General features: G+C 64.2%; 19 protein-coding genes and 2 tRNA genes. 8 read left to right on the top strand and 13 right to left on the bottom strand.

Features of this window, described 5'->3' with window-relative positions; genetic code table 11:
• Positions 1-42 precede the first annotated feature (42 nt).
• Positions 43-2,829 carry a TonB-dependent receptor gene (locus tag V5740_RS05165; RefSeq protein ID WP_347304005.1) on the top strand — a complete coding sequence of 929 codons (2,787 nt, stop codon included), beginning with the start codon at positions 43-45 and terminating at the stop codon, positions 2,827-2,829.
• A complete protein-coding gene (phoA, locus tag V5740_RS05160; RefSeq protein WP_347304004.1) occupies positions 2,829-4,271 on the top strand; it encodes an alkaline phosphatase in 1,443 nt (480 codons plus the stop codon). The genes V5740_RS05165 and phoA overlap by 1 nt, the downstream gene beginning before the upstream one ends.
• A 156-nt stretch (positions 4,272-4,427) precedes the next feature.
• On the opposite strand, the gene V5740_RS05155 is transcribed toward phoA, so the two are convergent.
• Positions 4,428-5,522 carry a DUF475 domain-containing protein gene (locus tag V5740_RS05155; RefSeq protein ID WP_347304003.1) on the bottom strand — a complete coding sequence of 365 codons (1,095 nt, stop codon included), beginning with the start codon at positions 5,520-5,522 and terminating at the stop codon, positions 4,428-4,430.
• 226 nt (positions 5,523-5,748) lie between these two features.
• On the opposite strand from V5740_RS05155, the gene V5740_RS05150 reads away from it, so the two are divergent.
• Positions 5,749-7,305, top strand: a complete 1,557-nt coding sequence (locus V5740_RS05150; protein ID WP_347304002.1) for an amino acid permease — start codon at positions 5,749-5,751, stop codon at positions 7,303-7,305.
• A gap of 61 nt (positions 7,306-7,366) precedes the next feature.
• On the opposite strand, the gene V5740_RS05145 is transcribed toward V5740_RS05150, so the two are convergent.
• Positions 7,367-7,837 carry a pyridoxamine 5'-phosphate oxidase family protein gene (locus V5740_RS05145; RefSeq protein ID WP_347304001.1) on the bottom strand — a complete coding sequence of 157 codons (471 nt, stop codon included), beginning with the start codon at positions 7,835-7,837 and terminating at the stop codon, positions 7,367-7,369.
• A 224-nt stretch (positions 7,838-8,061) separates the two neighbouring features.
• Here V5740_RS05145 and V5740_RS05140 point away from each other — a divergent pair, with 224 nt between their 5' ends.
• Positions 8,062-9,948 carry a glycosyltransferase gene (locus V5740_RS05140; protein WP_347304000.1) on the top strand — a complete coding sequence of 629 codons (1,887 nt, stop codon included), beginning with the start codon at positions 8,062-8,064 and terminating at the stop codon, positions 9,946-9,948.
• A 6-nt stretch (positions 9,949-9,954) separates the two neighbouring features.
• Here V5740_RS05140 and V5740_RS05135 read toward each other — a convergent pair whose 3' ends face one another.
• The gene (locus V5740_RS05135; RefSeq protein ID WP_347303999.1) at positions 9,955-10,782 is read right to left on the bottom strand and encodes an alpha/beta hydrolase; all 828 of its coding nucleotides are present in this window, start codon (positions 10,780-10,782) and stop codon (positions 9,955-9,957) included.
• Positions 10,783-10,925: 143 nt separating this feature from the next.
• Here V5740_RS05135 and V5740_RS05130 point away from each other — a divergent pair, with 143 nt between their 5' ends.
• From V5740_RS05130 to V5740_RS05115, 4 genes are read left to right on the top strand one after another with little or no spacing between them, the layout of a single operon-like run.
• Positions 10,926-12,176, top strand: a complete 1,251-nt coding sequence (locus V5740_RS05130; RefSeq protein ID WP_347303998.1) for a putative DNA modification/repair radical SAM protein — start codon at positions 10,926-10,928, stop codon at positions 12,174-12,176.
• Positions 12,173-13,606 carry a UdgX family uracil-DNA binding protein gene (locus tag V5740_RS05125; protein ID WP_347303997.1) on the top strand — a complete coding sequence of 478 codons (1,434 nt, stop codon included), beginning with the start codon at positions 12,173-12,175 and terminating at the stop codon, positions 13,604-13,606. The genes V5740_RS05130 and V5740_RS05125 overlap by 4 nt, the downstream gene beginning before the upstream one ends.
• A gap of 53 nt (positions 13,607-13,659) precedes the next feature.
• Positions 13,660-14,295: a LysE family translocator gene (locus tag V5740_RS05120; RefSeq protein WP_347303996.1), complete on the top strand. Its 636-nt coding sequence runs from the start codon at positions 13,660-13,662 to the stop codon at positions 14,293-14,295.
• A gap of 34 nt (positions 14,296-14,329) precedes the next feature.
• Positions 14,330-15,049, top strand: a complete 720-nt coding sequence (locus V5740_RS05115; RefSeq protein WP_347303995.1) for an extensin family protein — start codon at positions 14,330-14,332, stop codon at positions 15,047-15,049.
• On the opposite strand, the gene phoB is transcribed toward V5740_RS05115, so the two are convergent.
• From phoB to recJ, 10 genes are all read right to left on the bottom strand, one after another.
• Positions 15,046-15,735, bottom strand: a complete 690-nt coding sequence (phoB, locus tag V5740_RS05110; RefSeq protein WP_347303994.1) for a phosphate regulon transcriptional regulator PhoB — start codon at positions 15,733-15,735, stop codon at positions 15,046-15,048. The genes V5740_RS05115 and phoB overlap by 4 nt on opposite strands.
• A gap of 59 nt (positions 15,736-15,794) precedes the next feature.
• Positions 15,795-16,463, bottom strand: coding sequence for a phosphate signaling complex protein PhoU (gene phoU / locus V5740_RS05105; protein ID WP_347303993.1), 669 nt, complete (start codon positions 16,461-16,463; stop codon positions 15,795-15,797).
• A complete protein-coding gene (gene pstB, locus V5740_RS05100) occupies positions 16,463-17,257 on the bottom strand; it encodes a phosphate ABC transporter ATP-binding protein PstB (protein ID WP_347303992.1) in 795 nt (264 codons plus the stop codon). The genes phoU and pstB overlap by 1 nt, the downstream gene beginning before the upstream one ends.
• Entirely contained in the window at positions 17,251-18,510 is a 1,260-nt protein-coding gene (gene pstA / locus V5740_RS05095) for a phosphate ABC transporter permease PstA (RefSeq protein WP_347303991.1), read from the bottom strand. The genes pstB and pstA overlap by 7 nt, the downstream gene beginning before the upstream one ends.
• Positions 18,503-19,888 (bottom strand): phosphate ABC transporter permease subunit PstC, encoded by a 1,386-nt coding sequence (gene pstC, locus V5740_RS05090; RefSeq protein ID WP_347303990.1) that lies wholly within the window; start codon positions 19,886-19,888, stop codon positions 18,503-18,505. The genes pstA and pstC overlap by 8 nt, the downstream gene beginning before the upstream one ends.
• Positions 19,889-19,898: 10 nt before the next feature.
• On the bottom strand, positions 19,899-20,936 hold the full coding sequence (locus V5740_RS05085; RefSeq protein WP_347304450.1) for a substrate-binding domain-containing protein: 1,038 nt from the start codon (positions 20,934-20,936) through the stop codon (positions 19,899-19,901).
• 109 nt (positions 20,937-21,045) lie between these two features.
• On the bottom strand, positions 21,046-22,275 hold the full coding sequence (locus V5740_RS05080) for an ATP-binding protein (protein ID WP_347303989.1): 1,230 nt from the start codon (positions 22,273-22,275) through the stop codon (positions 21,046-21,048).
• An 83-nt stretch (positions 22,276-22,358) separates the two neighbouring features.
• Positions 22,359-22,433, bottom strand: a tRNA-Glu gene (locus V5740_RS05075).
• A gap of 25 nt (positions 22,434-22,458) precedes the next feature.
• Positions 22,459-22,533 (bottom strand) — tRNA-Glu (locus V5740_RS05070).
• 69 nt (positions 22,534-22,602) lie between these two features.
• On the bottom strand, positions 22,603-24,381 hold the full coding sequence (recJ, locus tag V5740_RS05065; protein ID WP_347303988.1) for a single-stranded-DNA-specific exonuclease RecJ: 1,779 nt from the start codon (positions 24,379-24,381) through the stop codon (positions 22,603-22,605).
• Positions 24,382-24,399: the final 18 nt, after the last annotated feature.

Genomic DNA, 24,399 nt, shown 5'->3' with positions numbered 1-24,399 from the left:
GGCATCACCGGCCCCGCTTCAGAACGGACGGGGACGACACAGATGATCAGGAACACCACCAGCGGGCTGCTCGCGCGCCTGCTGACCGGCACCGCCATGCTGGCAGCCGGCACGCTGCCTGCCACGATGCCTGTGATGGCGCAGCAGGCTGACGGCGCCGAGCCGGTCGCCGCCGGGGCGGAGGGTGCCGCGGCGGACGACAACGCCATCATCGTCACCGGCTACCAGCGCAGCCTGCAGGAGGCGATCGACATCAAGCGCGCGAATATCGGCTTCTCCGATTCGATCGTCGCCACGGATATCGCCGACTTCCCCGAACAGAACCTGTCGGAAGCGCTGCAGCGCGTGCCGGGCGTGACCATCGAACGCGACCGCGGCCTCGGCACCCGCGTCAACGTCCGCGGCCTGCCGTCCGAATATACCTTCGTGTCGATCAACCAGCTGGCGACCGCCTCGGGATCGGGCGGGCGCGACGTCGAATTCGACATCTTCGCGTCCGAGCTGATCCAGACCGTCACCGTCAATAAGTCGCCGACCGCCGCGCACGAGGAAGGCGGCATCGCCGGCTCCGTCGCGATCAGCACCGCGCGCCCGTTCGACAATCCGGGTCGCCGCATCGTGGGCAGTGTGGAAGGCGCGTACAACACCATCTCGCAGAAGGTGGACCCGCAATTCTCCGTCCTGGCGAGCGACACCTTCGGCGACTTCGGCATCCTGCTGTCCTTCGCCGGGCAGCAGCGGTCCAATCGCACCGACAGCAATTCGGGCATCAACTTCCGCCCGATCAGCCGCTGGACCGACCGCGGCAACGCGCAGACCCGGCAGGCGGTCGCCGTGCTGCAGCGCGACGCGGGCATCACCCTTGGCGACCTTGCCGACAAGGATCGAGTCAACCGGGTCGTCTTCCTCGATAAGGTCGGCGACCGGGTCTATTACGACCAGCAGGACCGCTACGGCTTCTCCGGGTCGTTGCAGTACCAGCCGTCGAACGATCTCAGCATCGCGTTCGACGCGTTCATCGGCAGCTACGACACCCACGTCGACGAATACGACGCCGCCGGCTACTCGGCCTCCAGCACCTCGACGCTCGGCGTCATTCACGAATTCGACAGCACGACCCTGGCGGATGACGGCATCACCGTCCTGCGCGACGTCTCCTACACCCGCACGCAGCACGAATTCCTCAGCAAGGAATACGTGAACGAGACCGATTACCGGCAGTTCGGCGGCGAACTGAACTGGACGCCGGGTCAGTGGGAGATCAACGTGCTGGGCGGCTATTCAGGCGCCGACAAGACGCTCGACTTCTCCAACCTGAAGCACGTCGCCTACGCCCCGACCCGGACCCGCTACACCGCCACGGGCGGCGAAACGATCCCCAGCGAAGATCCGAACACCATCGACATGTACAATGCACCGAACCGCTACCTGTTCGAGGCGTACGAGACCACGCTGGAGCAGATCGCCGACGACAAGTACGCCGCCCAGGCCGACATCTCCCGCTTCTTCGACGGCCCCGTCAGCCGCATCAACGCCGGCGCGCGCTACACCAACAAGACCAACCAGCGTCAGTACGGCGAGGAAAAACTGCAAGGTCCGGAGCGCGGCAGCGTGGCTTATGTCAACAAGCGCACGCTGGCCGAAAGTCCGCTGACCTCCGTGACGGAGATCGTCGGCGGGCAGTCCTACCAGGCGCGCGACTTGGACTGGGCGCAGGCCGACAATGCCTGGGCACGTGACTTCTTCCGTCCCGATGGCTTCCGCACGCCATTCAGCGATGGCCAGTATTACAAGGTTCGGGAGGAAACCTGGGCCGGCTGGGCCATGGCCGACCTTGAGTTCGATCTTGGTCCGGTGCCCGTGTTTATCAACGGCGGCGCGCGGTACATCAACACGAAGGTGAAGTCCGAAGGGTTCCAGCAAATCCAGAACACCGACGGTTCCACCGGCTACACCGATGCTCCGGTTTCGAGTGAAGGGCGATATGACAAGGTGCTGCCGGCGGTGAACGCGCGGGCCGAACTGTTGCCCGACCTGCTGCTGCGCGCCGCCGCCTCTCAGACGTTGATCCGCCCGGCACTGACGGATCTTGCCTACAAGCGGACTGCCAGCTTCAACACCTTCCGCTTCAATGACGGCAACCCCGATCTGGAGCCGACCTACGCCGACCAGTGGGAGGCGGGTCTCGAGTGGTACCTGCCGGGCGGCGGCCTGCTGTCCGCCTCCTACTTCTGGAAGGATATTCAGGGGGTCATCACGAACCGGCTGACCGGCACAGTGCCGGACGTCACCAAGTACAACGCGAACGGCACGATCGATGGCGTATACGATTTCGACGTCTACCAGCCGGTGAATGCCGAGGGTTCGTTCACCGTGAAGGGTGTGGAACTAGCGGCGGTGCTGCCGTTCGGGATGGTCGTGCCCGCGCTGGAAGGGTTCGGCATCAATGCCAACTACACCTTCCTCGACAGTTCACTGACCGGAGAAAGCGACCTCGGCATCGACACGTCGCCGATCGGTCTTGCCGACAACACCTACAACGTGACGGTGTTCTGGGATCGCGGTCCGCTGGCCGCCCGCGTGTCCTACAATCGCAAGGGCGCGTATGTGGAATACATCCAGAACAACATGTACCCGGTATACCGGGATGCCTACGGGCAGGTGGACCTCGCAGCCAGCTATCAGCTGACTCCGAACTTCCGGGTAGAGCTGCAGGGCATCAACGTGACGGAGGAGGAAACCTCCGGCTACACGATGGATCCGTCCTTCCCCACCATGTACGAGTTTTCCGGCGCCCGTTACAGCCTGGGCGTGCGGGCGCTGTTCTGATGAGGCTGATGATGATGGAACGAACCATGCCGCTTCGCACGATCCTGCTGGCCGCGACGGCCTTGCTCGCCCATCCCGCCATTGCGCAGCAGACCGGTCCCGCGCCGGATCTGTCACGCGCGGCGGAGGGCACGTTGAGCGAACCGGGCGGAGCGCGCCGGATCGCCGGAGACCGGACAGAGGAACTGCGCGCGTTGGTCAACGGCGCACAGGCGCGCAACGTTATCCTGCTGATCGGTGACGGGATGGGGGACTCCGAGATCACCGTGGCGCGCAACTACGCCATGGGTGCAGGCGGGTACTTCCCCGGCATCGACGCGCTGCCGATCACCGGCCATTACACGCACTATTCGCTGCACAAGGATGACGGCAAGCCGGACTACGTGACCGATTCCGCCGCCAGCGCTACGGCATGGGCGATCGGCGTGAAAAGCTACAATGGCGCAATCGGGGTCGATATTCACGAGCGTCCTCACCCCACGATCATGGAACTGGCGAAGGCGGCAGGCCTTGCCACAGGTGACGTCACGACTGCGGAAATCCAGGATGCGACGCCCGCGGCGATCGCTGCGCATGTCACCAGCCGCCGCTGCTACGGCCCGGTCGCGACCAGTGCGACCTGCGCCGGCAATGCGCTGGAGAACGGCGGCGCAGGCTCCATCACCGAGCAGATGCTCACCCTGCGACCTGACCTGGTGCTGGGCGGAGGCGCCCGCACCTTTGACGAGGTGGCGACCGCCGGCGACTGGCAAGGGCGCACCTTGCTGGAGCAGGCAATGGGCCGCGGCTATCGCATCGTACGCGATGCTGACGAGCTTGCCAGGGTGGAGGCGGCGAATGGCGATCAGCCGCTGATCGGCCTCTTTGCGCCCGGCAACATGCCCGTGCGCTGGACCGGACCGAAGGCGGCACGTCGCGCCAATCTGGACGAAGCGCCGGTCCGATGCAGCGACAATCCTGAGCGGACCGATGCGCAGCCCACGCTGGCTGCGATGACGAGCAAGGCCATCCAACTGTTGCGGAGCAAGCCCAAGGGCTTCTTCCTGCAGGTAGAGGGCGCGTCGATCGACAAGGAGGATCATGGGGCCAACCCATGCGGTCAGATCGGCGAGACGGTCGATCTGGACGAGGCGGTACAGGTCGCCTTGGCCTTCGCGCAGGAGCAGGGTGACACCCTGGTGATTGTCACGGCAGATCATGGGCATACCAGCCAGATCGTCGGCAATGACACCCGCTCGCCGGGTTTGACGCGGTCGCTCATCACCCATGATGATGCGGTCATGACCGTGAACTATGCCACGGCGGAAGAGGGGTCACAGGCGCATACGGGCACTCAGCTGCGGATCGCGGCCTATGGCCCGCATGCCGGCAATGTCGCCGGTCTGATCGACCAGACCGACCTGTTCTACATCATGCGCGACGCGTTGGGGTTGGGAAACTGAACTGACGAACCATCAGCGTGCTGATGTCCAGGCAAGCTGCCACACAGCACCGGGCTGATCTATCCGCGTGACAGGCAGCTTACGCCGTCCCATGCTGTTGAACTTAGATACGCCGGGCCGCGGTAGCGATGCCCGGCTTATCCGTACATCTGCAGCTCAGTGAAGCCGGGCCTCGGTCTTCTGCTGCACAGCTCCCAGGCCCTCGCGACCCTTCATCCGGCGGTTGTGCCGGACGGACCAGAGCAGCGACAGACCGATCAGCACGGCTCCGATCAGACCGGTGATCGTTTCCGGAATATGGAAACGGGCGGACAGCAGCATGATGCCGCCAAGCACGATGATCGCCCAGAAGGCCCCGTGTTCGAGGTAGCGGTACTGCGCCAACGTCCCCTGTTCGACCAGGTGCACGGTCATGGAACGAACGAACATCGCCCCGATGGACAGGCCGAGCGCGATCACGATCATATTGTTCGACAGGGCGAAGGCGCCGATCACGCCGTCAAAGCTGAACGATGCGTCGAGGATGTTGAGGTAGATGAAGCCACCCAGACCGCTGCGCATGGCAGCGCCTGCCAATTGCTTCTTCTCCTCCTGCAATTCCAGAATGGCGCTGACGCCTTCCACGGCGATGAAGGTCACGAGGCCGAGGATGCCGGCCGTAAGGAAGGTCAGGGCATCGGCTGGCGACAGCAGCCCTGAAATGCCCCACAGCACCAGCAGCAGCAGCGCGATTTCCGCTGCCGGCACGGCAGAAAAACGGGACAACAGACGTTCCACGCTGGCGATCCAGAACACCTCCTTCTCGCCATCGAAAAAGAACTTGAGGCCGACCATCGCCAGGAACGCACCGCCAAAGCCGGCGATACCGACATGGGCGGAACTGACGATCCGCTCGTATTCGGCGGGATCGTTCAGGGACAGGTTCACGGTTTCGACCGGATTCAGTCCAGCGGCGATCGCGACGATCGCCAGCGGGAAGATCACGCGCATGCCGAACACTGCGAAGGCGATGCCCCAGGTCAGGAACCGCTTCTGCCAGACCTTGTCCATGTCCTTCAGGACGGATGCGTTGACCACCGCATTGTCGAACGACAGGCTGATCTCCAGCACGGAAAGGACCACGATGATCCACAGCATGCCAAGGGTGGCGGTGACGGTGCCGGTGCTGGAAAAGCCGTACCAGGCGCCCAGTCCGAGGCAGAACAGGGTGAAGATCAGCGAGAAGCCGTAGAAGCGGCGGAATGTGCCCATGGCGCCGGCGTGGTCCCAATCAGTTGCGGAATGTTCCTTGCGCTAGGCGCTTTGCCGACAACGGGCAACCATGAGCGCCGTTCCACGCACATATCCGGCAAAACGTGCCGGAAATCGGCAGGCAGCATTGCAGGCAGCGTAAATTGGCATACAAGATCGCGCACAAGCGCCGGTCAGGCTGCGTGTCCTGGCGTGGCGCACAAGCAATGAGGGAACGTCCGGGTTCATGATCTTCGGCCGCGTAAAGCCGCTATCCGCCATTTTGGCGACGGCAGAGAAGAAGTCGCTCCATCGATCGCTGGGCGCATTCCAGTTGACCATGCTGGGGATCGGCGCGGTGATCGGCACCGGTATCTTCGTGCTGACGGCCGAGGCGGCGCAGAAGGCCGGGCCGGGCATGATGATATCCTTCATCATCGCAGGCGCGGTGTGCGCCGTGGCGGCGCTCTGCTATGCCGAGATGGCGTCGATGGTACCCGTCTCTGGCTCTGCCTACACCTATTCCTACGCCGTTATGGGCGAGTTGATCGCCTGGATGGTCGGCTGGGCGTTGATCCTGGAATACGCGGTCGCCGCCGGGGCGGTTTCCGTTGGCTGGTCGGGCTATCTCATCGGCTATATCGAGCATGCGTTCAGCATCGAGGTGCCCGACACCCTGACGCTCGGGCCGCTAGACGGCGGCACGATCAACCTGCCTGCGATGATCATCGCCGCGCTCGTCACCATGCTGCTGGTGCGCGGCACGAAGGAGTCCGCCACCGTCAACGCGGTGCTGGTGGGCATCAAGATCGTTGCCCTGACCGCCTTCATCATCCTGGCCGTGCCTGTCATGCGCATGGAGCAGTTCGAACCCTTCGCACCGCTCGGCTTCGGGGGCATCTCCGCCGCGGCCGCCTCCATCTTCTTCGCCTATGTCGGCTTTGACGCGGTTTCGACCGCGGCGGAGGAGACCAAGAACCCGCAGCGCAACATGCCGATCGGCCTGATCGGTTCGCTGGGCATCTGCACCCTGTTCTACATCCTGGTCGCCGCCGGCGTCATCGGCACGGTCGGCGCACAGCCGGTCATGGGACCGGCCGGAGAGGTGCTGGAGCCAGGTACGGCGGCGCTGACCGCCCAGTGCAATGCCATCGCGAACCAGGCCGTCACCTGCTCCAACGAGGCGCTTGCCTGGACGCTGCGCCAGATCGGCTGGCCGCAGATCGGCAATCTTATCGGCCTTGCGGCGATCCTGGCACTGCCGTCCGTCATCCTGATGATGATGTTCGGCCAGACCCGCATCTTCTTCGTGATGAGCCGTGACGGCCTGCTGCCGGCGGCTTTTTCCAAGGTGCATCCACGTTTCAACACGCCGCATGTCATCACCGTGCTGACGGGCATCTTCGTGGTGCTGTTTGCCGGGTTCTTCCCGGTGGGGCAACTCGCCAACATCTCCAACTCGGGTACGCTGTTCGCCTTTGCCGCGGTGTCGATCGCGGTCATGGTGCTGCGCCGGACCGATGCCACCCGGCACCGTCCGTTCCGCACGCCGGCGATCTTCGTGGTGGCGCCGCTGTCGATCGCCGGCTGCATCTATCTGTTCTTCAGCCTGGACAGCCGTTCCATCCTGCTGTTCTTCTGCTGGGCGCTGGTCGGCCTCGCCGTGTACTTCCTGTACAGCCGCTCCCGCTCCTTCGTGGGGCAAGGCATCATCGACGTACCGGAAGACGATGTCGGTATCCCGCCGCAGCCCGTGCCTCCGCTGCCGGGTGGTATCCACACCCCAGGCGGCAAGGACGCCTGAGGCCGACAGCAGAAGGCCCGCCGGGATCGCTCCCGGCGGGCCTTCGCTTTTGCAGGCTGGCCTACAGCGCGGTTTCGGTATGCTCGTCCTTCGCCTCGGCGCGGACATCGAAGCCCAGCAGCATCTTGACCTCGTCGATCACACCCAGATCGGCGTTCCAGATCTCCGCCTGGCCAAGATCCATGCGCAGCAGCAGCAGGTTTGGATCATCCTTGCCCTGCGAATACCAGGCCTCGATCGGCTTGCTCCACTGCTTGTCCAGGCGCTCTCGACTATGTTCGGTCACCAGCGTGCCGTTGAAGCGAGCGAACATCTGGTGCCCCTTGCCACTGAACGTGGCCGTCGCCGGGCCACCGGCAGCCAGCGCATGATCCTTCTTGGTGAAGAACCAGATCGCGCTGTTCGCATCACGGTCCAGCGTAGCGGTCATGGGCACGGCCGTCGCCGGCTGCGCATCCAGCTGCAGGAACGTGAACGGGCTGTCGGCCAGAGCCTTCCAGAATTTCTGCTTCAGTTCGTGCGCGTCGCTCATTAGGTTATCTCCTTCTGAGTGCCCAACCGGATGGCGACGGCTCCGGTTCCATGACGCAGCCGGTCGCATGATCGCGCTCATTTGGCCGCAAAAGGATGGCGCGGCCGGCGAATGGTCCCTTTGCGGCAATGGTTTTGTGCCGCGATGACGCATTCGTGGAACAAAGGTCCTTGATGTTGCATTGCAGCAAAGGCACCGATGCCATCTTTGCAGGAATTTAAGATATGCCGCTGCCGCAGCGCGTCGATCTCGATCCATGGGTGCTGTTCATAGCAGTTGCCGTCTTGTCGATTTCCCTCTGGCTTGCCCGCTCGGTGCGGGTGACGCATGAGACACGGGCGGTGGAGCTTGGCGAATTGCTCGGCATCGCGGTACTGGCGGCCGGCGCGTCGGCCCTGCTGATGGGAGAGTTGGGCACGATCCTGTGGCCCGCCGCGATATTCGTGATCCTGTCGGTCGCGATCGCAATGGGCGCTCGCAATATCTCCATCCCTGGTGCCGCGTGGCTGGCGATCACGTTCCAGGGCCTGACCACCACCTGGCTATGGTCCTGTCTGTTCATCAACGAGCTGACGCTGGCCCGCGGGTTCGAGGCGCTAGCCCTTGTCGGCGTCACGGTGACGTTTGCCGTTTCCGTCCTTGCCTCGATCGAACGGATCGCGCGCGAAGCGGTGCTGACGCATGGCAGTTGGGACGAGCCGACCCACGCGCCGGCGACCCGATCCCGCCATTTCACGCCGCGCGTTTCCATCCAGCTCCCTTGCTATGCGGAGCCGCCGGAAATTGTGAAGGCGACCATGGATCGCCTCGCAGAGCTGGATTACCCCAACTTCGAGGTGCTGGTGTGTGACAACAACACCAAGGACGAGGCGCTCTGGCGGCCGCTGGAGGCATACAGTGCGGAGCTGAACGCGAAGCTGGGCCGGGAAGTGTTCCGTTTCTTCCATGTGTCCCCGCTTCCGGGTGCAAAGGCTGGTGCACTCAACTGGTTGCTCGGCCAGATGGATCAGACGGCGGAGATCATCGCCGTCATCGATGCCGATTATCTGTCCACGCCCGACTTCCTGGCGCGACTGGTGCCGTTCTTCGAAGACCCGCGGATCGGCTATCTGCAGACGCCCCACGATTACCGCGATTACGAGAACAGCCCGTTCCTGTCGGCCTGCTACGCCGAGTACATGCCCAACAACAAGGTCGATATGCTCGGCGTACATGAATATGGCGGCGCGTTCACCATCGGCACGATGTGTCTGCTGCGCACCCGCGCTTTGCGCGCAGCAGGCGGCTGGGCGGAATGGTGCCTGACCGAGGATTCCGAGGTTTCCGTCCGCATTCGGGCGGTCGGCTATCGCGGCTATTATCTTAGCGAGACATTCGGGCGGGGCCTGATCCCCGACACGTTCGACGATTACAAGAAGCAGCGCTTCCGCTGGACCGCCGGACCGGTGCAACAATTGATGCGGCACTGGCGGCTTTTCCTGCCCGCCCCGTATGCGCGCCCGATGCCTGGCTGGACCAAGCTGCTGGAGGTGCTGCGTTGCATGGCCCCGTTACAGACGCTGGCAGGCATCGTCACTGGTCTGTTCATGCTCGCAGGCCTGATGGGCGCGATTCTGTCCGGTGCGATCATTCCCGTGAACATTCCGGATGTCACCTGGCCGCTGCTGGGTCTGACCATGATCACGACAGTGGTCCGCATCCACCACCGTTACAAGCTGTCCGGCATTGACCGGCTCTCCGACATGATCCGGGGAGAGGTGGCCCGTGCGTCGCTTACCTATGTGGTCTTGCTGTCCGGTGTTGCCGGGCTGTCGGGCAAGCCGCTGGCCTGGCGCCGGACGCCCAAGTTCGGTGGAGCGGACACGCTTGGTGGCGCTTTGTGGTCGGCCATGCCGGAGACGGTGTTGGGGCTTGCATGCCTTTCTGCCGGTGGGCTGGTCCTGCTGGCTCTGCCGCGGATCGGCTGGGAACTAACGGTGCTTGGCTCCGCCGGATTGCTCACCTTGGCGGTCCAGTTCCTGTGTGCCCCGTACATGGCGGTGCTTGCCTTGCGCGGTAACCGCCCGGAGGCGACGGATGGCCACGGCCCGCAAGTGCCGGCCGTGGCCTGATAAGGATTAGCGGCGGCCCAGGAACTCCAGCAGGTCGCGCGTCAGCCGATCCTGCTGCGTGGCGAACACTGCATGGGGTTCGCCATCATACTCGATCAGCTCTGCTGACGGCACAGCCTGAGCGACCGCCCGGCCGGTCGCTTCGATCGGCACCGTCTTGTCCGCCGTGCCGTGAATCACCAGCGTCGGTACGGCAAAGTGCGGCAGGTCAGGCCGGAAGTCGGTGGTGGCGAATGCCTTCGCGGCCTGCAGGGTAGGGTACTGACCCGCCATCTGCGTCGTCATCCAGGCCCAGTGCAACTGCTCGTCACTGACGGGTTGGGTGACGTAACCCACGCCGTAGAAGTCCTTGAAGAAGCTGGTGAAGAACTTGCGGAAGTCATCCCGCATGCCCGCCGTCATCTGATCGAAAGTCGCCTGAGGCACACCGTTGGGATTGTCCGGCGTCTGCAGCATATATGGCACGACGGAGCTGACGAGCACCGCCTGCGTCACGCCCTTGCCGCCATGCCGGCTCATATAGCGGGCAATTTCACCGCCACCCATGGAGAAGCCGACCAGCGCAACATTGTCGGTGGCGGCAGTTGCTTCGAGCACGTCGGCCAGATCGTCAGCGAAAGTGTCGTAATCATATCCTGAGGGCGGTTGATCCGACCGGCCGAAACCCCGCCGATCGTAGGCAATCGCCTGATAACCGGCCTCTGCCAGCGCGATGGCCTGGGGGTCCCAACTATCGGCAGACAGCGGCCATCCATGGATCAGGACGACGGGTCGGCCCTGGCCGATCGTCTTCACGTAGAGTTGCGTGCCGTCGCGGGCTTTGATGCGGTTCATCCGTATGGGTCTCCTGCCGTAGAGAAGGTGGCGGTCACGAAACCTCTGGCGGGGACAAAAAGTGCCCACCTGCGTTGCCGGATGGAAAGGTGAGCAAGAAGAAAGCGCTAGCTGTCGAGCGGTGTAGAACATATATGGAACGAATGAAGAGCAGCATCATCGATCGCCTCGCCATCCTGGCTGATGCCGCGAAGTACGATGCCTCCTGCGCGTCCTCCGGCACGGCGAAACGCAACAGCAAGGATTCAGGAGGGAAGGGCATCGGGTCCACTGAAGGTATGGGCATCTGTCATGCCTACGCCCCGGACGGCCGGTGCATTTCCCTGCTGAAGGTCCTGCTGACCAATCATTGCATCTTTGACTGTCATTACTGCATCAATCGGGCGAGTTCCAATGTGGTACGCGCCCGGTTCACGCCGCAGGAAGTGGCCGATCTGACGCTCTCCTTCTACCGACGCAACTACATAGAAGGGCTGTTCCTCTCCTCTGGCATTGTGAAAAGCTCAAACCACACGATGGAGCAGCTGGTTGAGGTCGCTCGCATCCTCAGGGAGGAGCATGATTTCCGTGGCTACATCCATCTGAAGACCATTCCCGATGCGGATGCGGAGCTGGTGCATCAGGCGGGGCTCTACGCCGATCGCGTGTCCATCAATGTGGAACTGCCGACCGATGCCGGTCTGGCGAGACTGGCGCCGGACAAGAACACCGGGCGCATCGAAGGGGCGATGGGCGAGGTTAAGGAGCATATCGCGCAGAACCGCGACGAGACGAAGCGCTTCCGCCATGCACCCCGCTTCGCGCCGGCAGGGCAGTCAACGCAGATGATCGTAGGTGCTGACGCGGCGAGTGACGCCGACATCGTGGGTAAGGCAAACCGCCTTTACGATGGCTTCGGCCTGCGCCGTGTCTACTATTCCGCGTTTAGTCCGATCCCGGATGCCAGTGCCGTCCTGCCGCTGAAGCGCCCTCCTTTGATGCGGGAACACCGGCTGTATCAATCCGACTGGCTGATGCGTTTCTACGATTACTCCGCGGCAGAGGTGATGCAGGCGACTGGTGCCGATGGCATGCTGCCGCTCGACATCGATCCCAAGTTGGCTTGGGCACTCAAGTTTCGCGACCGCTTCCCGGTGAATGTCAATCGCGCTGGGCGGGAAGCGTTGCTCCGGGTACCCGGTCTTGGTGTTCGCGCGGTCAACCAGTTGATCGCTGCGCGCCGGCAGCGCACCTTGCGGCTGGAGGATGTCGGCAAGCTCACCGTCTCTATCGCCAAGGTCCGCCCCTTCATTGTCACCGCGGACTGGCGGCCCACACTGCTGACCGATCGTGCCGACCTCAAGTCCCTGGTCGCACCTCCGGCGGAGGAGCAGCTGGAACTGTTCGCGGCATGAGCATGCTGCCGCAAGCCGACAAGGATTCGCATTATGCCGTGAACGTGCCGGCGCCGGACGATTTTACCTTCTGGCGCGATGCCGCGCGCGTGTTGGTGCAGTGCCGGGTGCCCCCTGACCAGATTGCCTGGGGTGAGCCGGGCAGCACGGGCGATCTGTTTGCCGCTGGCGACCAGCCATTGCCGCTCCCGCCAGCAAATGCGCCCATGGTACGGGCCAGCAAGCCGTTCATCCAGGCGGCCGAAGCCGCCATCTGCCATTCAGATCCGGCCCGCTTTGCGTTACTCTATCGGTTGCTCTGGCGTTTGCAGGGGAACCGCAATCTGTTGGATGATCGCACCGATAATGACGTGCGGCGCCTCGATGAACTCGCCCGATCGGTCCGGCGAGACAAGCACAAGATGCGCGCCTTTGTTCGCTTTCGCGCCATGGAAGACGCGGATGGGCAGGAACGCTACGTCGCGTGGTTCGAACCCGAGCACCATATTCTGCGCAGCAATGCCGCCTTCTTCGTCAACCGTTTCAGCAATATGCGGTGGTCCATTCTGACCCCGCGTGGCTCGCTGCACTGGGATGGCGAGGTGCTTGGCGAAGGGCCACCGGCTGAGCGTGGCGATGCGCCTGATGGCGACCCGGCGGAGGATCTGTGGCGCCGGTACTATGCTTCCATCTTCAATCCCGCGCGGCTCAAGATCGGTGCCATGCTCAAGGAGATGCCGCGCAAATACTGGAAGAACATGCCCGAGAGTGCCCTCATTCCGGAGCTGGTCGCGGGCGCTCAGGCCCGGGAGGCAGCGATGGTCGAGGCAGGTGCGTTGGAGTTCGAGGAGCGGCCAGCCACGCTGCCAGCGATTGATCGGGCCATCCATGGGTGTCGCAAATGCCCGATCGGCGAGCTCGACAACCAGGCCGTCATGGGGGAAGGGCCACCCAATGCCACGCTGATGATCGTGGGCGAGCAGCCGGGCGATCAGGAGGATCGGCAGGGTCGCCCATTCGTGGGACCGGCCGGGCAGGTCTTCGATGCCCATATGCAGCGGGCGGGCATCGATCGCGGTACGGTATACGTGACCAATGCCGTCAAGCACTTCAAGTTCGTCGATCGTGGAAAGCGCCGGCTGCACCAGACACCCACCGCGAAGGAAATCGACATCTGCCGCTGGTGGATTGAAAGCGAGCGGCACATCGTGCAGCCGCGGCTCATCCTGGCCATGGGGGCCAGCGCTGCGCGTGGCATGCTGGGCAAGACCGTCAGCGTCAGCAAGGCGCGTGGCGTGCCGCACGTGCTGGAAGATGGCGCCGAATTGTGGATCACGGCGCACCCATCATATCTGTTGCGGTTGGACGGACCGGCGCGAGAGGAGCAGGAGCGGATGTTCCAGGCCGACCTGCAGGCGGTGGCTGAGCGCCTCGCTGAAATGACCGGATAAGCGTCGCCAGCTTTGTCATTGACCAGCATCGCCGATGCCCACAGGCAGCGGACATGGACCCTGCGAAGCTCCTGCTCTTCACCACTGTCACCGCGTCGGTCAGCATCGTTCCCGGGCCGCAGATGGTGTTCGTGCTGACCCAGTCGGCATGGCGGGGCCATCGCGCGGGATTTGCAGCGCTTGGCGGGCTTCAACTGGGCAATCTGTGCTGGTTCGCCGCCGCGGGTTTAGGGCTCGGCACATTGGCGCTGGCTTGGCCGCGCGCCATCGGAGTGCTGGCAGCGGCGGGTGCGCTGTATCTGGCATGGTTGGGCTGGCAGGCAATCGCCGGGGCGCGCCGCGATGCACCCCATGGCGCCGCTGCACCACGCAGCCGCCACGCCTTGCGTGACAGTCTCGCCATCGCGCTGGGTAATCCCAAGTCGCTGGTCTACGTGCTTGCTTTGCTGCCACCCTTCCTGGACTTCAGTCAGCCACTTGCCTCGCAATTGATGGTCCTGGCCGCGATCGCTGTCGCCTGTGACATGGCGGTCGGGGTGATTTATGTGGCTGCCGGCAGTGGCCTCGCGGCGGCAATGAGCAAGCCTGTGGTGCGGCTATGGCTCGAACGGGTGATCGGCACCATCTTCCTGATACTGGCAGCCGGCATCCTGGTGGAGCTTGTTCGCGGCGGCGGGCGGATTGCCTGATCAGGAACACCTGGGTTGATCTGGCGCTTGAGGGATGATGCGTTTCTCCCGCCAGCTCGACCGATTTGATCAAGACCGCACCATCATCATCTTGCTGATCCTCGCGGCCGTGCTGCTCACGGCCCGCGCCTGGCTGGCCGAGCACCCGCAGCATGATCCGTGGGCACCGCTCGACCTCACCGATCCGCCCGGCTGGGCGACGCCGCGCAAACTTGCCGCTCTCCGCTCCGATCCGGAGGAGTGCCATGCCGTTCTGGAGCGTAGCGGAATATCCTTCGCCGTCCTCGATCCGGCGGGGGAGGGTACCTGTCACAGAGCCGATCGTACGCAATGGCGCGAAGGCGTGTTCAGCCCGTCAAGGCCGGTCACGACTTGCGCGGTCAACGCCGCAGTGCAGGTCTGGCTGACGCAAACGGTTCAGCCTGCGGCAGAGGAACTGCTTGGCTCCCCCATTTCGCGGATCGAACATCTCGGAACCTTCAGTTGTCGGCGGATCGGCGGTGGCGGCAACTGGAGTGAGCATGCGACGGGCAACGCGATCGACATCGCCAGCTTTGTGACAGAGGACGGCCAGCGAGTGACCGTGCTGCGTGGCTGGGATGGGGAAGGAGCGGGTGCCGACTTCCTGCGCCGCGTCCGCGATGGTGCATGCAACGTGTTCGGCACGGTGCTCAGCCCCGAATACAACGCGGCGCATGCCGATCACCTGCATCTTGACCAGGCGCTACGCGGCCTCGGCGGATTTTGCCGTTAGACAGGTTCCAGCGCGTAGCCGGCAGATCGCACGGTACGGATGGGATCTTTTGCGAGATCGAGCGCGATCGCCTTCCGCAGCCGGCGGATATGCACATCCACCGTGCGCTCCTCGATCTCGCTGCCGGTGCCCCATACGGCATCGAGCAACTGCCCGCGACTGAACACCCGGCGGGGGTGTTCCATGAAGAATTTCAGCAAGCGATACTCGGTCGGGCCGATCTGGAGCTGGCGCCCCCGCCGCTCCACCCGGTGGGCTACGGGGTCGAGCTTCATGTCCCCCGCCTCGATCGTCTCGCCGGCCAGGGCAGGACGCACCCGGCGCAGCACGGCCGACACCCGGGCCAGCAGTTCGCGCGGGGAGAACGGCTTGGTGACGTAGTCGTCTGCCCCGGTCTCGAGGCCGCGGATGCGATCGTCCTCACCCTCCCGCGCGGTCAGCATGATGATAGGCACGTGGGCCGTGCCCTTGTCGCGGCGAAGTCGGCGGCAGACCTCGATCCCGCTGGTACCCTCGATCATCCAGTCCAGGATCACGAGGTCGGGCGCATCCTCCGCCGCCAGCACCAGCGCCTCGTCCCCATCAGCGGTGACGCGCACTTCATAGCCTTCATTGGCGAAGCGGTACTCAAGCAGTTCGGCAAGCGCGATGTCGTCTTCGACCAGCAGCAGCTTGGGTGCGGACATAAGGCGATGATCCCCTGAAGCTCACGCGCGCCTTATGACAGCAAAAAGACAAAATCGTGTCAGCGGTCGATATCCGTGGGATAATGCCCCGTGGCGGAGAAGTGCACCATCTCAGCCACGTTGGTCGCATGATCGCCGATCCGCTCGAGATTGCGGGCAACGAACAGCAGATGCGCTGCGCTGCTGATAGTTGCCGGATTTTCAACCATATAGCTGACATAGTTGCGGAAGATGCTGTCGTAGAACGCATCCACCTTGGCATCACGCTCGATCACTTCGCGTGCCAGCATCGGGTCACGGGCGGCGTAGGCGGTCAGCACATCATGCACCATCTCCGCCGCGATCTCGCCCATCGCCGGCAACAGCGTCAGCGGTTCGAACCGGGCACGCTCCGGTATGCGGGCCACACGCTTGGCGATGTTCTTGGCGTAGTCGCCGATCCGTTCCAATACGCCGGCGATCTTCAATGCGGCGATGATCTCCCGCAGATCGTCCGCCATGGGGGCACGCAAGGCCAGCATGCGCACGGCCATTGCATCTATCTCGGCCTCGAGCTCGTCCAGCTTGCGATCACGCCCGACGACACGGTTCGCCTTGTCCTCGTCACCAGCGACAAGGGCGTCCAAAGCCTCCTGGATGGCCACTTCGGCCAAACCGCCCATCTCTGCGATCAGGCCACGGAGCCGGGTGATGTCCTCGTCGAACGCCTTGACCGTGTGTTGCGCCATCAGCCGTACCGTCCCGTGATATAGTCTTGCGTGCGCTGTTCGCGCGGCGTCGTGAAGATTTGCGAGGTTGCGCCATATTCCACAAGGTGCCCCAGGTGGAAGAAGGCTGTCTGCTGAGAGACACGGGCAGCCTGCTGCATGGAATGGGTGACGATCACGATGGCGTAACGACCGCGCAGCTCGTCGATCAGTTCCTCGATCCGCGCCGTGGCGATCGGGTCTAGCGCGCTGCATGGCTCGTCCATCAGGATGACTTCCGGCTCCACCGCGATGGCCCGCGCGATGCACAGCCGCTGTTGCTGCCCACCCGACAAGGCCGTGCCCGGATCGTTCAGGCGGTCCTTCACCTCGTCCCACAGACCGGCACGACGCAGGGACCTTTCGACAATGCCGTCGAGCTCGGACTTGGCCGGGGCCAGGCCGTGGATGCGCGGTCCGTAGGCGACATTCTCATAAATCGACTTGGGGAAAGGATTCGGCTTCTGGAACACCATACCCACGCGAGCGCGCAGTTGCACCACGTCCATGCCGGACTGGTAGATGTCCTCGCCCTCCAGTTCGATCACACCTTCTACCCGTGCATTGGCGATGGTATCGTTCATGCGGTTCAACGTGCGCAGGAACGTCGACTTGCCGCAGCCCGACGGACCGATGAAGGCGGTCACATCCTCAGTCCGGATGTCGATCGACACGGTATCGATGGCCCGCTTGGCACCGTAGAATACGGATACCTCGCGCGCGCGCATCTTGGGTTCGGAATTGCTCAGCACCTGATCGGGCAAAGGGGTCACCATGTCTTTTCGAAGCGGTTGCGCAGGTAGATGGCAATGCCGTTCATCAGCAGCAGGAATGCCAGCAGCACGATGATTGCCGCACTGGTGCGTTCGACGAAGCCGCGATCGATCTCGTCCGACCAAAGATAGATCTGCACCGGCAGCACGGTGGCGGGATCAGTCAGCCCGCCCGGCGGCGTAGCGACGAATGCGCGCATGCCGATCATCAGCAACGGCGCGGTCTCACCCAGGGCGCGCGCCATGCCAATGATGGTGCCGGTCAGGATGCCTGGCAGGGCCAGCGGCAGCACGTGGTGGAACACCACCTGGATCGGGCTGGCCCCGATTGCCAGGGCACCGTCGCGGATGGAGGGGGGCACCGCCTTGATCGCGTTGCGGCCGGAGATGACGATCACCGGCATGGTCATCAGCGCCAGCGTCATGCCGCCGATGATGGGAGCGGAACGGAGCGAGGGGAACAGGCCGAGGAACACGGCCAGACCCAGCAGACCGAAGATGATGGAAGGCACGGCCGCAAGGTTGTTGATCGATACTTCGATAATGTCGGTCCAGCGGCCACGTGGCGCGTATTCCTCCAAGTAAAGCGCGGCGAGCACGCCAACGGGGAAGGCCAGAGCCAGCGTGACCAGCATTGTCAGGATCGACCCTTTCAAGGCACCCCAGATACCGGCAAGCTGCGGATCTGTCGCATCGGAACGGGCGAGGAACCCCCAGTCGAGCCGGTCGGTCAACGCGCCGTTCGCAGCCAGGCGATCCGCCAGCGGCTTCAGGTCGGCATGGCCATCGCCAGCGAAGGCGGCCGCGAGATTCTGGCTGACGGGCAGATCCAGCGTGACCCGCCGGTCCAGCAAGCCAGGGTCTTCAATGATATGTTCGGCCGCGACGCGCCAGGCATCGGGGCTGACCTGCTCCGCTGCGTCCGCGCCGAACCGGGCGCTGACGTTGGCGGCAATGACCTGCGGCAGACGCTGGTCTTCCAGCGACCGGATTGCGATGCCGAGGCTGGCGTCGGCTGGTGGCGCCGTCAGGTTCGCTGCCGCGAAATCGACCGGGACCAACAGCGTGGTCCGCTGGAAGCCGCCAACGCCGTTGATTGTCATCGTCACCAGCAGGAAGACGAGGACCGCCATGGAGAAAACCACGGCGCCTAGTCCGGCCAGTCGGAAACGGCGTTCCGCAGCGTAGCGACGCCGCAGCCGGACGGCATAGGCCGGCGTACGGGTGGGGCCGACATCTGTCATGGGATCACTCATAGGCTTCGCGGAACCGCTTCACGACACGCAAGGCGATGAAGTTGAGCGCCAGCGTGACCAGGAACAGCACGAAGCCCAGGGCAAAGGCGCTAAGCGTCGCCGGATGGTCGAAGCTGCCTTCACCTGTCAGCATGGCAACGATCTGGAACGTGACGGTGGTCATCGCCTCCAGCGGATTGGCGGACAGGTTGGCGGCGGCACCGGCGGCCATCACCACGATCATCGTCTCGCCGATAGCGCGACTGACTGCCAGCATCACGCCCGCCACGATGCCGGGCAAGGCGGCAGGCACCAGTACACGCCGGATGGTCTCGTTCTTGGTCGCTCCCAGCGCAAGCGACCCGTCGCGCATCGTGCGCGGCACGGCGGCGATGGAATCGTCGGCCATGGAGGAGACGAAGGGGATGATCATGACCCCCATCACCAGCCCTGCCGCAAGGGCGCTTTCGCTGCTGGCATTGCTGATGCCGATGGCGACCGCCGCATCGCGGATCGCGGGGGCGACGGTCAGCGCGGCGAAATAGCCGTAGACGACGGTCGGCACGCCGGCGAGGATTTCCAGCATCGGCTTCAACCAGCGGCGCACGCGCGGATCGGCATATTGCGTCAGGTAAATAGCGCTCATCAACCCTAGTGGGATCGCGACGACCATCGCAATGATCGCGCCGATGTAGATGGTACCCCAGAACAGCGGCAGCGCGCCGTAGCGGCTGCCGTCGACGGCCTCCGTGCTGCTCATCGGGTCCGGCCCCCAATTGGTGCCGAACAGGAAGTCCACCGGATTGACCATCCCGAAGAAGCGGATCGTCTCGAACACCAGGCTGACGAAGATGCCCAAAGTGGTGAGGATCGCCACCAAACTGGCGAGCAGCAGGATGGCCATCACCATCCGTTCGACCTGCGTGCGGGCGCGGAAGTCAGGACGTAGGCGCAGAAAGGCTGCAGCACCACACAGGAAGGCAATCACCAGCGTGATGCCCGCGCCGATCAGGTTGAAGCGGTCGATCGCCTCCCGGAACGGAGCGACTAGCCTCTCCGCTTCCGGGTTGAACACGCCCGGTGCCGTGCCCATCGCGACGTTGCGCGCCTCCGCCAGCATCGTGCTGCGCAGCAGACCCTCGGCCGGGAGGCCGGCAGCGGCGGGGCTGGATGCCACCGCCTGCGCGATCAGGCCCGGCGATATGATGCCCCAGACGATGATGAAGACGATCGCCGGAAGGACAATGGCAAGCGCCACGAACCAGGCATGGTAGACCGGCAGCGCGGCCAATCGTCGGGCCGGCGCGACCCGGGCGAAGCTGTAGGCGCGGCCACGCGCCACGATCCAGCCGATCGTCGCCAAGGCCAGAGCCAACAGGATAAGGAGGGCAGGAGACATGGCCGTCAGCCTACTCGAAATCCGCGGCGGTCAGCACGGTGTGGCGGGTGGCTGCCTCCGTGCTCCGCTGCAGAACCGCCGGTGGGTTGGCGACCAGGCCGATGTCAGTGAGCGGCCCGTCACGGCCCCAGCTCTCGGTCCACTTCGCCAGGAATTCCTGCAAGCCCGGTATGGCCTGGAGGTGCGCGCGCTTCACATAGATATAGAGCGGGCGGGCGCCCGGATATGCGAAGCTGGCGATGTTGTCGTAAGTCGGCTGCACCCCATTCATCGGCAGGCCCTGCACCTTGTCGGCGTTCTCTTCCAGATAGGAATAGCCGAACAGGCCGACGGCCCGCGGATTGCTCTCGATCTTCTGGACGATCAGGTTGTCCTGCTCCCCCTGATCGACAAAGGCGCCGTCATTGCGCACTTCGGTGCAGATCTGCTCGAAACGGTCCCCGTCGCTCTCCTTCAGCGCGGCCATGCCGGGCCCGGCCACACAACCGGGTGTCAGGATGAGCTCCTTCAAGGCATCCCGCGTGCCGGAGGTGGAGGGCGGGCCGTAAACCAGGATCGGCAGCTCCGGCAGCGATGGATCGACGTCCGACCACAGCCGTGCGGTCTGCGGCCGGCCGTAGGGGTTCGCCGCGATCGCTCGGTAGACGATCTCAGGGCTGAGATTCAGCATGATCCCGCCGCGCGCACTGGCGAAGGCAATGCCGTCCAGCCCCACCTGTATCTCCATGACATCGGCAACGCCATTGGCCTGGCACTGCTCGAACTCCGACACCTTCATGCGCCGGCTGGCGTGGGCGATGTCGGGCATACTGGCGCCAAGGCCGGCGCAGAACAGGTTGATCCCGCCGCCGGTGCCGGTCGCCTCGATGATGGGGGAGGGGAACTCCGGGTGCGACCGCGCGAAAGCCTCCGCCACCGTTTTGGCGAATGGGTAGACGGTGGATGAACCGACCGCGCGGATCGACCCGCGCGTGCCGGCATCGGCCATGCAGCCGGCCAGAGACACCGCGCCGACGAGAGACAGCAGCAAAGGAGGAAGGCACCGCATCATGCCGGTCGTGCCAGCCTTTCAGTGATAAGTGAACGGCAGGGGCGTGGCCCCGCAGCCGATGGGCGTTGCCCTGACAGCCGCCCGTTCAAGGAAGATTGCGACAGCTTCATGACATAGGCTCCGAGCCGGAGGCCTGCGTAGCATCTGCTGCGGTGGCGGCAAGCGGCAGGCGGATGGTCACGACGGTGCCGCTCCCCTGGCGGCTGGCGATGTCCAGCTTGCCCCGGTGTCGTTCCACGATGTGCTTGACGATTGCCAGACCCAGCCCCGTGCCGCCTGCTGCCCGGCTCCGTCCAGGATCGGTGCGATAGAAACGGCGTGTCAGATGAGGCAGGTGCTCGGGCGCGATGCCGTCGCCTTCGTCGCGCACCACGATGGCGGCGCACTGCCGCTCCGCCAGCTTCAGCTCGACTTTCACCGGACGATCGGCCGCGCCATATTTCAGCGCATTGTCGACGAGGTTGCGCACCAGCTGCTCCAACTGGCGCTGGTCGCCCTGGGCATGCAGCGGTTCATCGGCGAGATCGATTTGCAGCCGATCCTGCCGGTCCGGCCCGGCGGCATCACGCGCCGCCAGGGCAACCACCTGAGTAAGGTCTACCGTATCGCGCGGACGATCGTGCTTTTCCGCCTCCACCCGGGACAGCGACATCAGGTCACTCACCAGCTGCTGTAGGCGACGCGCCTCCCTCAGCACAGTGGTCTGGAACTTCGCCGCGCGCGCGCGGTCCAGCGCATCACCTTCATCGACCAGCGTTTCCATGTAGCCGATGATGGAGGCGAGCGGAGTGCGCAATTCGTGACTGGCATTGGCGACGAAATCGGTGTGCGCCCGGCTGATATCCGCCTCCGCCGTGCGATTGACGAGTTCCACCAGCGAATAACGCTGATCCAGCGGCTGACGCGTGATCTGCCAGATGCTTCGCGGACCAGTCAGCCCTTGGATAGAGGCGCTGCCGCTCTCCAGCCCGGAAAGCAGTTCCACCGCTTCCGGGTGGCGGAAGGCCACCCGTGCATCCTGCCCCAGCACATGCGTGCCGAGCGCCTCGCGCGCAGCGGCGTTTGCGACGATGATGCGCATGCCATCCAGCATAAGCACCGGCTGGCTGGAATGTTCAAACAGGTCGCGCATGCCCGTGCGGGTCAGCTGAACGCTTTCGGCGTGGGAGACGGCTGGGGCGCCGGCGGCCACGGGGCTGACCAGCCAGAAGGTGGCGATCCATACCAGGATCAATACGCCGATAAGCAGGAGATTCTCACCCGCCAGCAACAACGCAAATCCTGATGCAAGCGCGATCAGGACGGCTGCGGTCGGGAACGGCCGGCTTTCGAACATGGCGCGCCCCCTAGCGGCAGGGCCGGCGAGGTGCCAGCCAGAAAGCATGATTGATGGGGCTTGAGTGTTACAGGCAGAAGGCTTGGTGACCCCTACGGGAATCGAACCCGTGTTTCAGCCGTGAGAGGGCCGCGTCCTAACCGCTAGACGAAGGGGCCAAACCAGTTCTGCCTGCACCTGCGATGGTGACCCCTACGGGAATCGAACCCGTGTTTCAGCCGTGAAAGGGCCGCGTCCTAACCGCTAGACGAAGGGGCCTTTCTGCAAGGCAGGGGGCGCCTTTAGGTGGACCGCATTGTCTGGTCAACCCTGCTTTTGCGACGTCATTCAGTCGGCAAAGGCGGCATCTTCCAGATGCAGCTCTGCACGAGGTGTGGTACCCCAGTCATCGATCTTGGCACGGCCGGCCAGCCACAGCCTGCGGCCATGCACCCCATGCAGCAGCGTCTGGCCAAGGAGCGTATCCGCCATGCGGAAACCGACCGCCTTGATCGACGCGCCGTCCTGTCCACCGGCGATCAGCCTGACATGTCCGTTGCCGACCACCTCCGCCCGGATCAGGTGAACGGGGCCGACTGCAACCCGCGGGCCTGGCCAGCCGACGCCGAAAGGGCCAGCTTGCTCGGTCGTCTCCACCAGATCCGAACTCAGGCCGCCCGGTGTGACCATCAGGTCCAGCAGGAGGGATCCTGCGGCAGCGGCGCGCGCCACCGGAGCGGCAAGGTGGTGGTCGATCCACTCGCTGAACTCCGACACCCGCGCGTTGTCGATGGTCAGCCCGGCTGCCATCGCATGGCCGCCTCCTGCCGCCAGCATTCCTAAATCTCGCGCGCCGATGATCGCTGCGCCGAGATCGACCCCGGCAATCGACCGGCCTGATCCCTTGCCCTGACCGGTCATGGCATCCAGCGCGATGACGAGGGCCGGGCGGCCGTGCTTCTCCTTCAACCGGCCCGCCACGATGCCGATCACCCCCGGGTGCCATCCGGTTCCTGCCGCCACCAGAACCGCTCGATCGCTCTGCATGGAGGCCTGGGCGTCTGCCTCCTCCTGGACTGCCTGCTCAACAGCGCGGCGCTCCTCGTTCAGCAGGTCCAGCCGGACGGCGATGGTGCGCGCCTCCTCCGGATCGTCCGTGGTCAGCAACCGCACGCCCAGCGCGGCATCACCCACCCGGCCACCGGCGTTGATCCGCGGTCCCAGTGCGAACCCACAATCGCTGCATGTCGGTGCCCGGTTGAGGCGACTGGCATCGATCAGAGCGGCGATCCCGGGATTGCCGCGCCGCCGCATGATCTTCAATCCTTGCGCAACGAAGGCGCGGTTGAGGCCACGTATGGCAGCTACGTCAGCTACCGTTCCCAGCGCCACCAGATCAAGCAGTGCGAGAAGGTCGGGTTCGGGATGATCCCGGAAGTATCCACGTTCCCGCAGGACACGCACCAGAGCGACGCCGAGGAGGAATGCGACACCGACAGCAGCAAGATGGCCATGGGCTACCCCGATCTCGCCTTCGTCCAGACGGTTGGGATTGATCACGGCATATGCGGTGGGAAGGTCCGCCGTGCATTTGTGGTGGTCCACCACGACGACATCCACGCCGGCCGCGTGGGCGGCTGCGAGTGGTTCAAAGGCGGTGGCCCCGCAATCAACCGTGATGATCAGCGTGGCACCGGCCTGCCCCAGCGCCAGCAAGGCCTTCTCGTTCGGGCCGTAACCTTCTGTCAGGCGGTCGGGAATGTAGGCCGTTGCACTGTTTCTTAGCAGACGCAGCAATCTGATCAGCAGCGCCGCGCTGGTCGCCCCGTCCACGTCGTAATCGCCAAAGATCGCAACCTGCTCCCCGGCGATGACGGCATCGGCTATCCGCTCTGCCGCACGGTCCATGTCATTGAAATGTGAAGGATTTGGCAGAAAGTCTCGCAGCGTGGGGCTACGGTGTCGCGCGACCTCGTGCGGCTCGATCCCGCGTGCGAGCAGCAGGTGTGTGACCAGATCGCTACCCAGTCCGTATGCGCCATCGCCGCCATGCTCGGCGCCGCGCCAGCGCCAGGACTTGCCAGAAATCGAATGTTCTATACGAAGGGTTGCAGGGCGAGTGGCCATGACTTCCGCCTACTCCAT

The sequence above is a fragment of the Croceibacterium sp. TMG7-5b_MA50 genome (assembly GCF_039830145.1).
Classification (GTDB): Bacteria; Pseudomonadota; Alphaproteobacteria; order Sphingomonadales; family Sphingomonadaceae; genus Croceibacterium.
This window is presented reverse-complemented; position numbering and strand designations above follow the sequence as displayed.

Coding starts and splice junctions, on each gene's coding strand:
- V5740_RS05165 (WP_347304005.1), top strand. CDS start 43: ATGATCAGGAACACCACCAGCGGGCTGCTCGCGCGCCTGCTGACCGGC.
- phoA (WP_347304004.1), top strand. CDS start 2,829: ATGAGGCTGATGATGATGGAACGAACCATGCCGCTTCGCACGATCCTG.
- V5740_RS05155 (WP_347304003.1), bottom strand. CDS start 5,522: ATGGGCACATTCCGCCGCTTCTACGGCTTCTCGCTGATCTTCACCCTG.
- V5740_RS05150 (WP_347304002.1), top strand. CDS start 5,749: ATGATCTTCGGCCGCGTAAAGCCGCTATCCGCCATTTTGGCGACGGCA.
- V5740_RS05145 (WP_347304001.1), bottom strand. CDS start 7,837: ATGAGCGACGCGCACGAACTGAAGCAGAAATTCTGGAAGGCTCTGGCC.
- V5740_RS05140 (WP_347304000.1), top strand. CDS start 8,062: ATGCCGCTGCCGCAGCGCGTCGATCTCGATCCATGGGTGCTGTTCATA.
- V5740_RS05135 (WP_347303999.1), bottom strand. CDS start 10,782: ATGAACCGCATCAAAGCCCGCGACGGCACGCAACTCTACGTGAAGACG.
- V5740_RS05130 (WP_347303998.1), top strand. CDS start 10,926: ATGAAGAGCAGCATCATCGATCGCCTCGCCATCCTGGCTGATGCCGCG.
- V5740_RS05125 (WP_347303997.1), top strand. CDS start 12,173: ATGAGCATGCTGCCGCAAGCCGACAAGGATTCGCATTATGCCGTGAAC.
- V5740_RS05120 (WP_347303996.1), top strand. CDS start 13,660: ATGGACCCTGCGAAGCTCCTGCTCTTCACCACTGTCACCGCGTCGGTC.
- V5740_RS05115 (WP_347303995.1), top strand. CDS start 14,330: ATGATGCGTTTCTCCCGCCAGCTCGACCGATTTGATCAAGACCGCACC.
- phoB (WP_347303994.1), bottom strand. CDS start 15,735: ATGTCCGCACCCAAGCTGCTGCTGGTCGAAGACGACATCGCGCTTGCC.
- phoU (WP_347303993.1), bottom strand. CDS start 16,463: ATGGCGCAACACACGGTCAAGGCGTTCGACGAGGACATCACCCGGCTC.
- pstB (WP_347303992.1), bottom strand. CDS start 17,257: ATGGTGACCCCTTTGCCCGATCAGGTGCTGAGCAATTCCGAACCCAAG.
- pstA (WP_347303991.1), bottom strand. CDS start 18,510: ATGAGTGATCCCATGACAGATGTCGGCCCCACCCGTACGCCGGCCTAT.
- pstC (WP_347303990.1), bottom strand. CDS start 19,888: ATGTCTCCTGCCCTCCTTATCCTGTTGGCTCTGGCCTTGGCGACGATC.
- V5740_RS05085 (WP_347304450.1), bottom strand. CDS start 20,936: ATGCGGTGCCTTCCTCCTTTGCTGCTGTCTCTCGTCGGCGCGGTGTCT.
- V5740_RS05080 (WP_347303989.1), bottom strand. CDS start 22,275: ATGTTCGAAAGCCGGCCGTTCCCGACCGCAGCCGTCCTGATCGCGCTT.
- recJ (WP_347303988.1), bottom strand. CDS start 24,381: ATGGCCACTCGCCCTGCAACCCTTCGTATAGAACATTCGATTTCTGGC.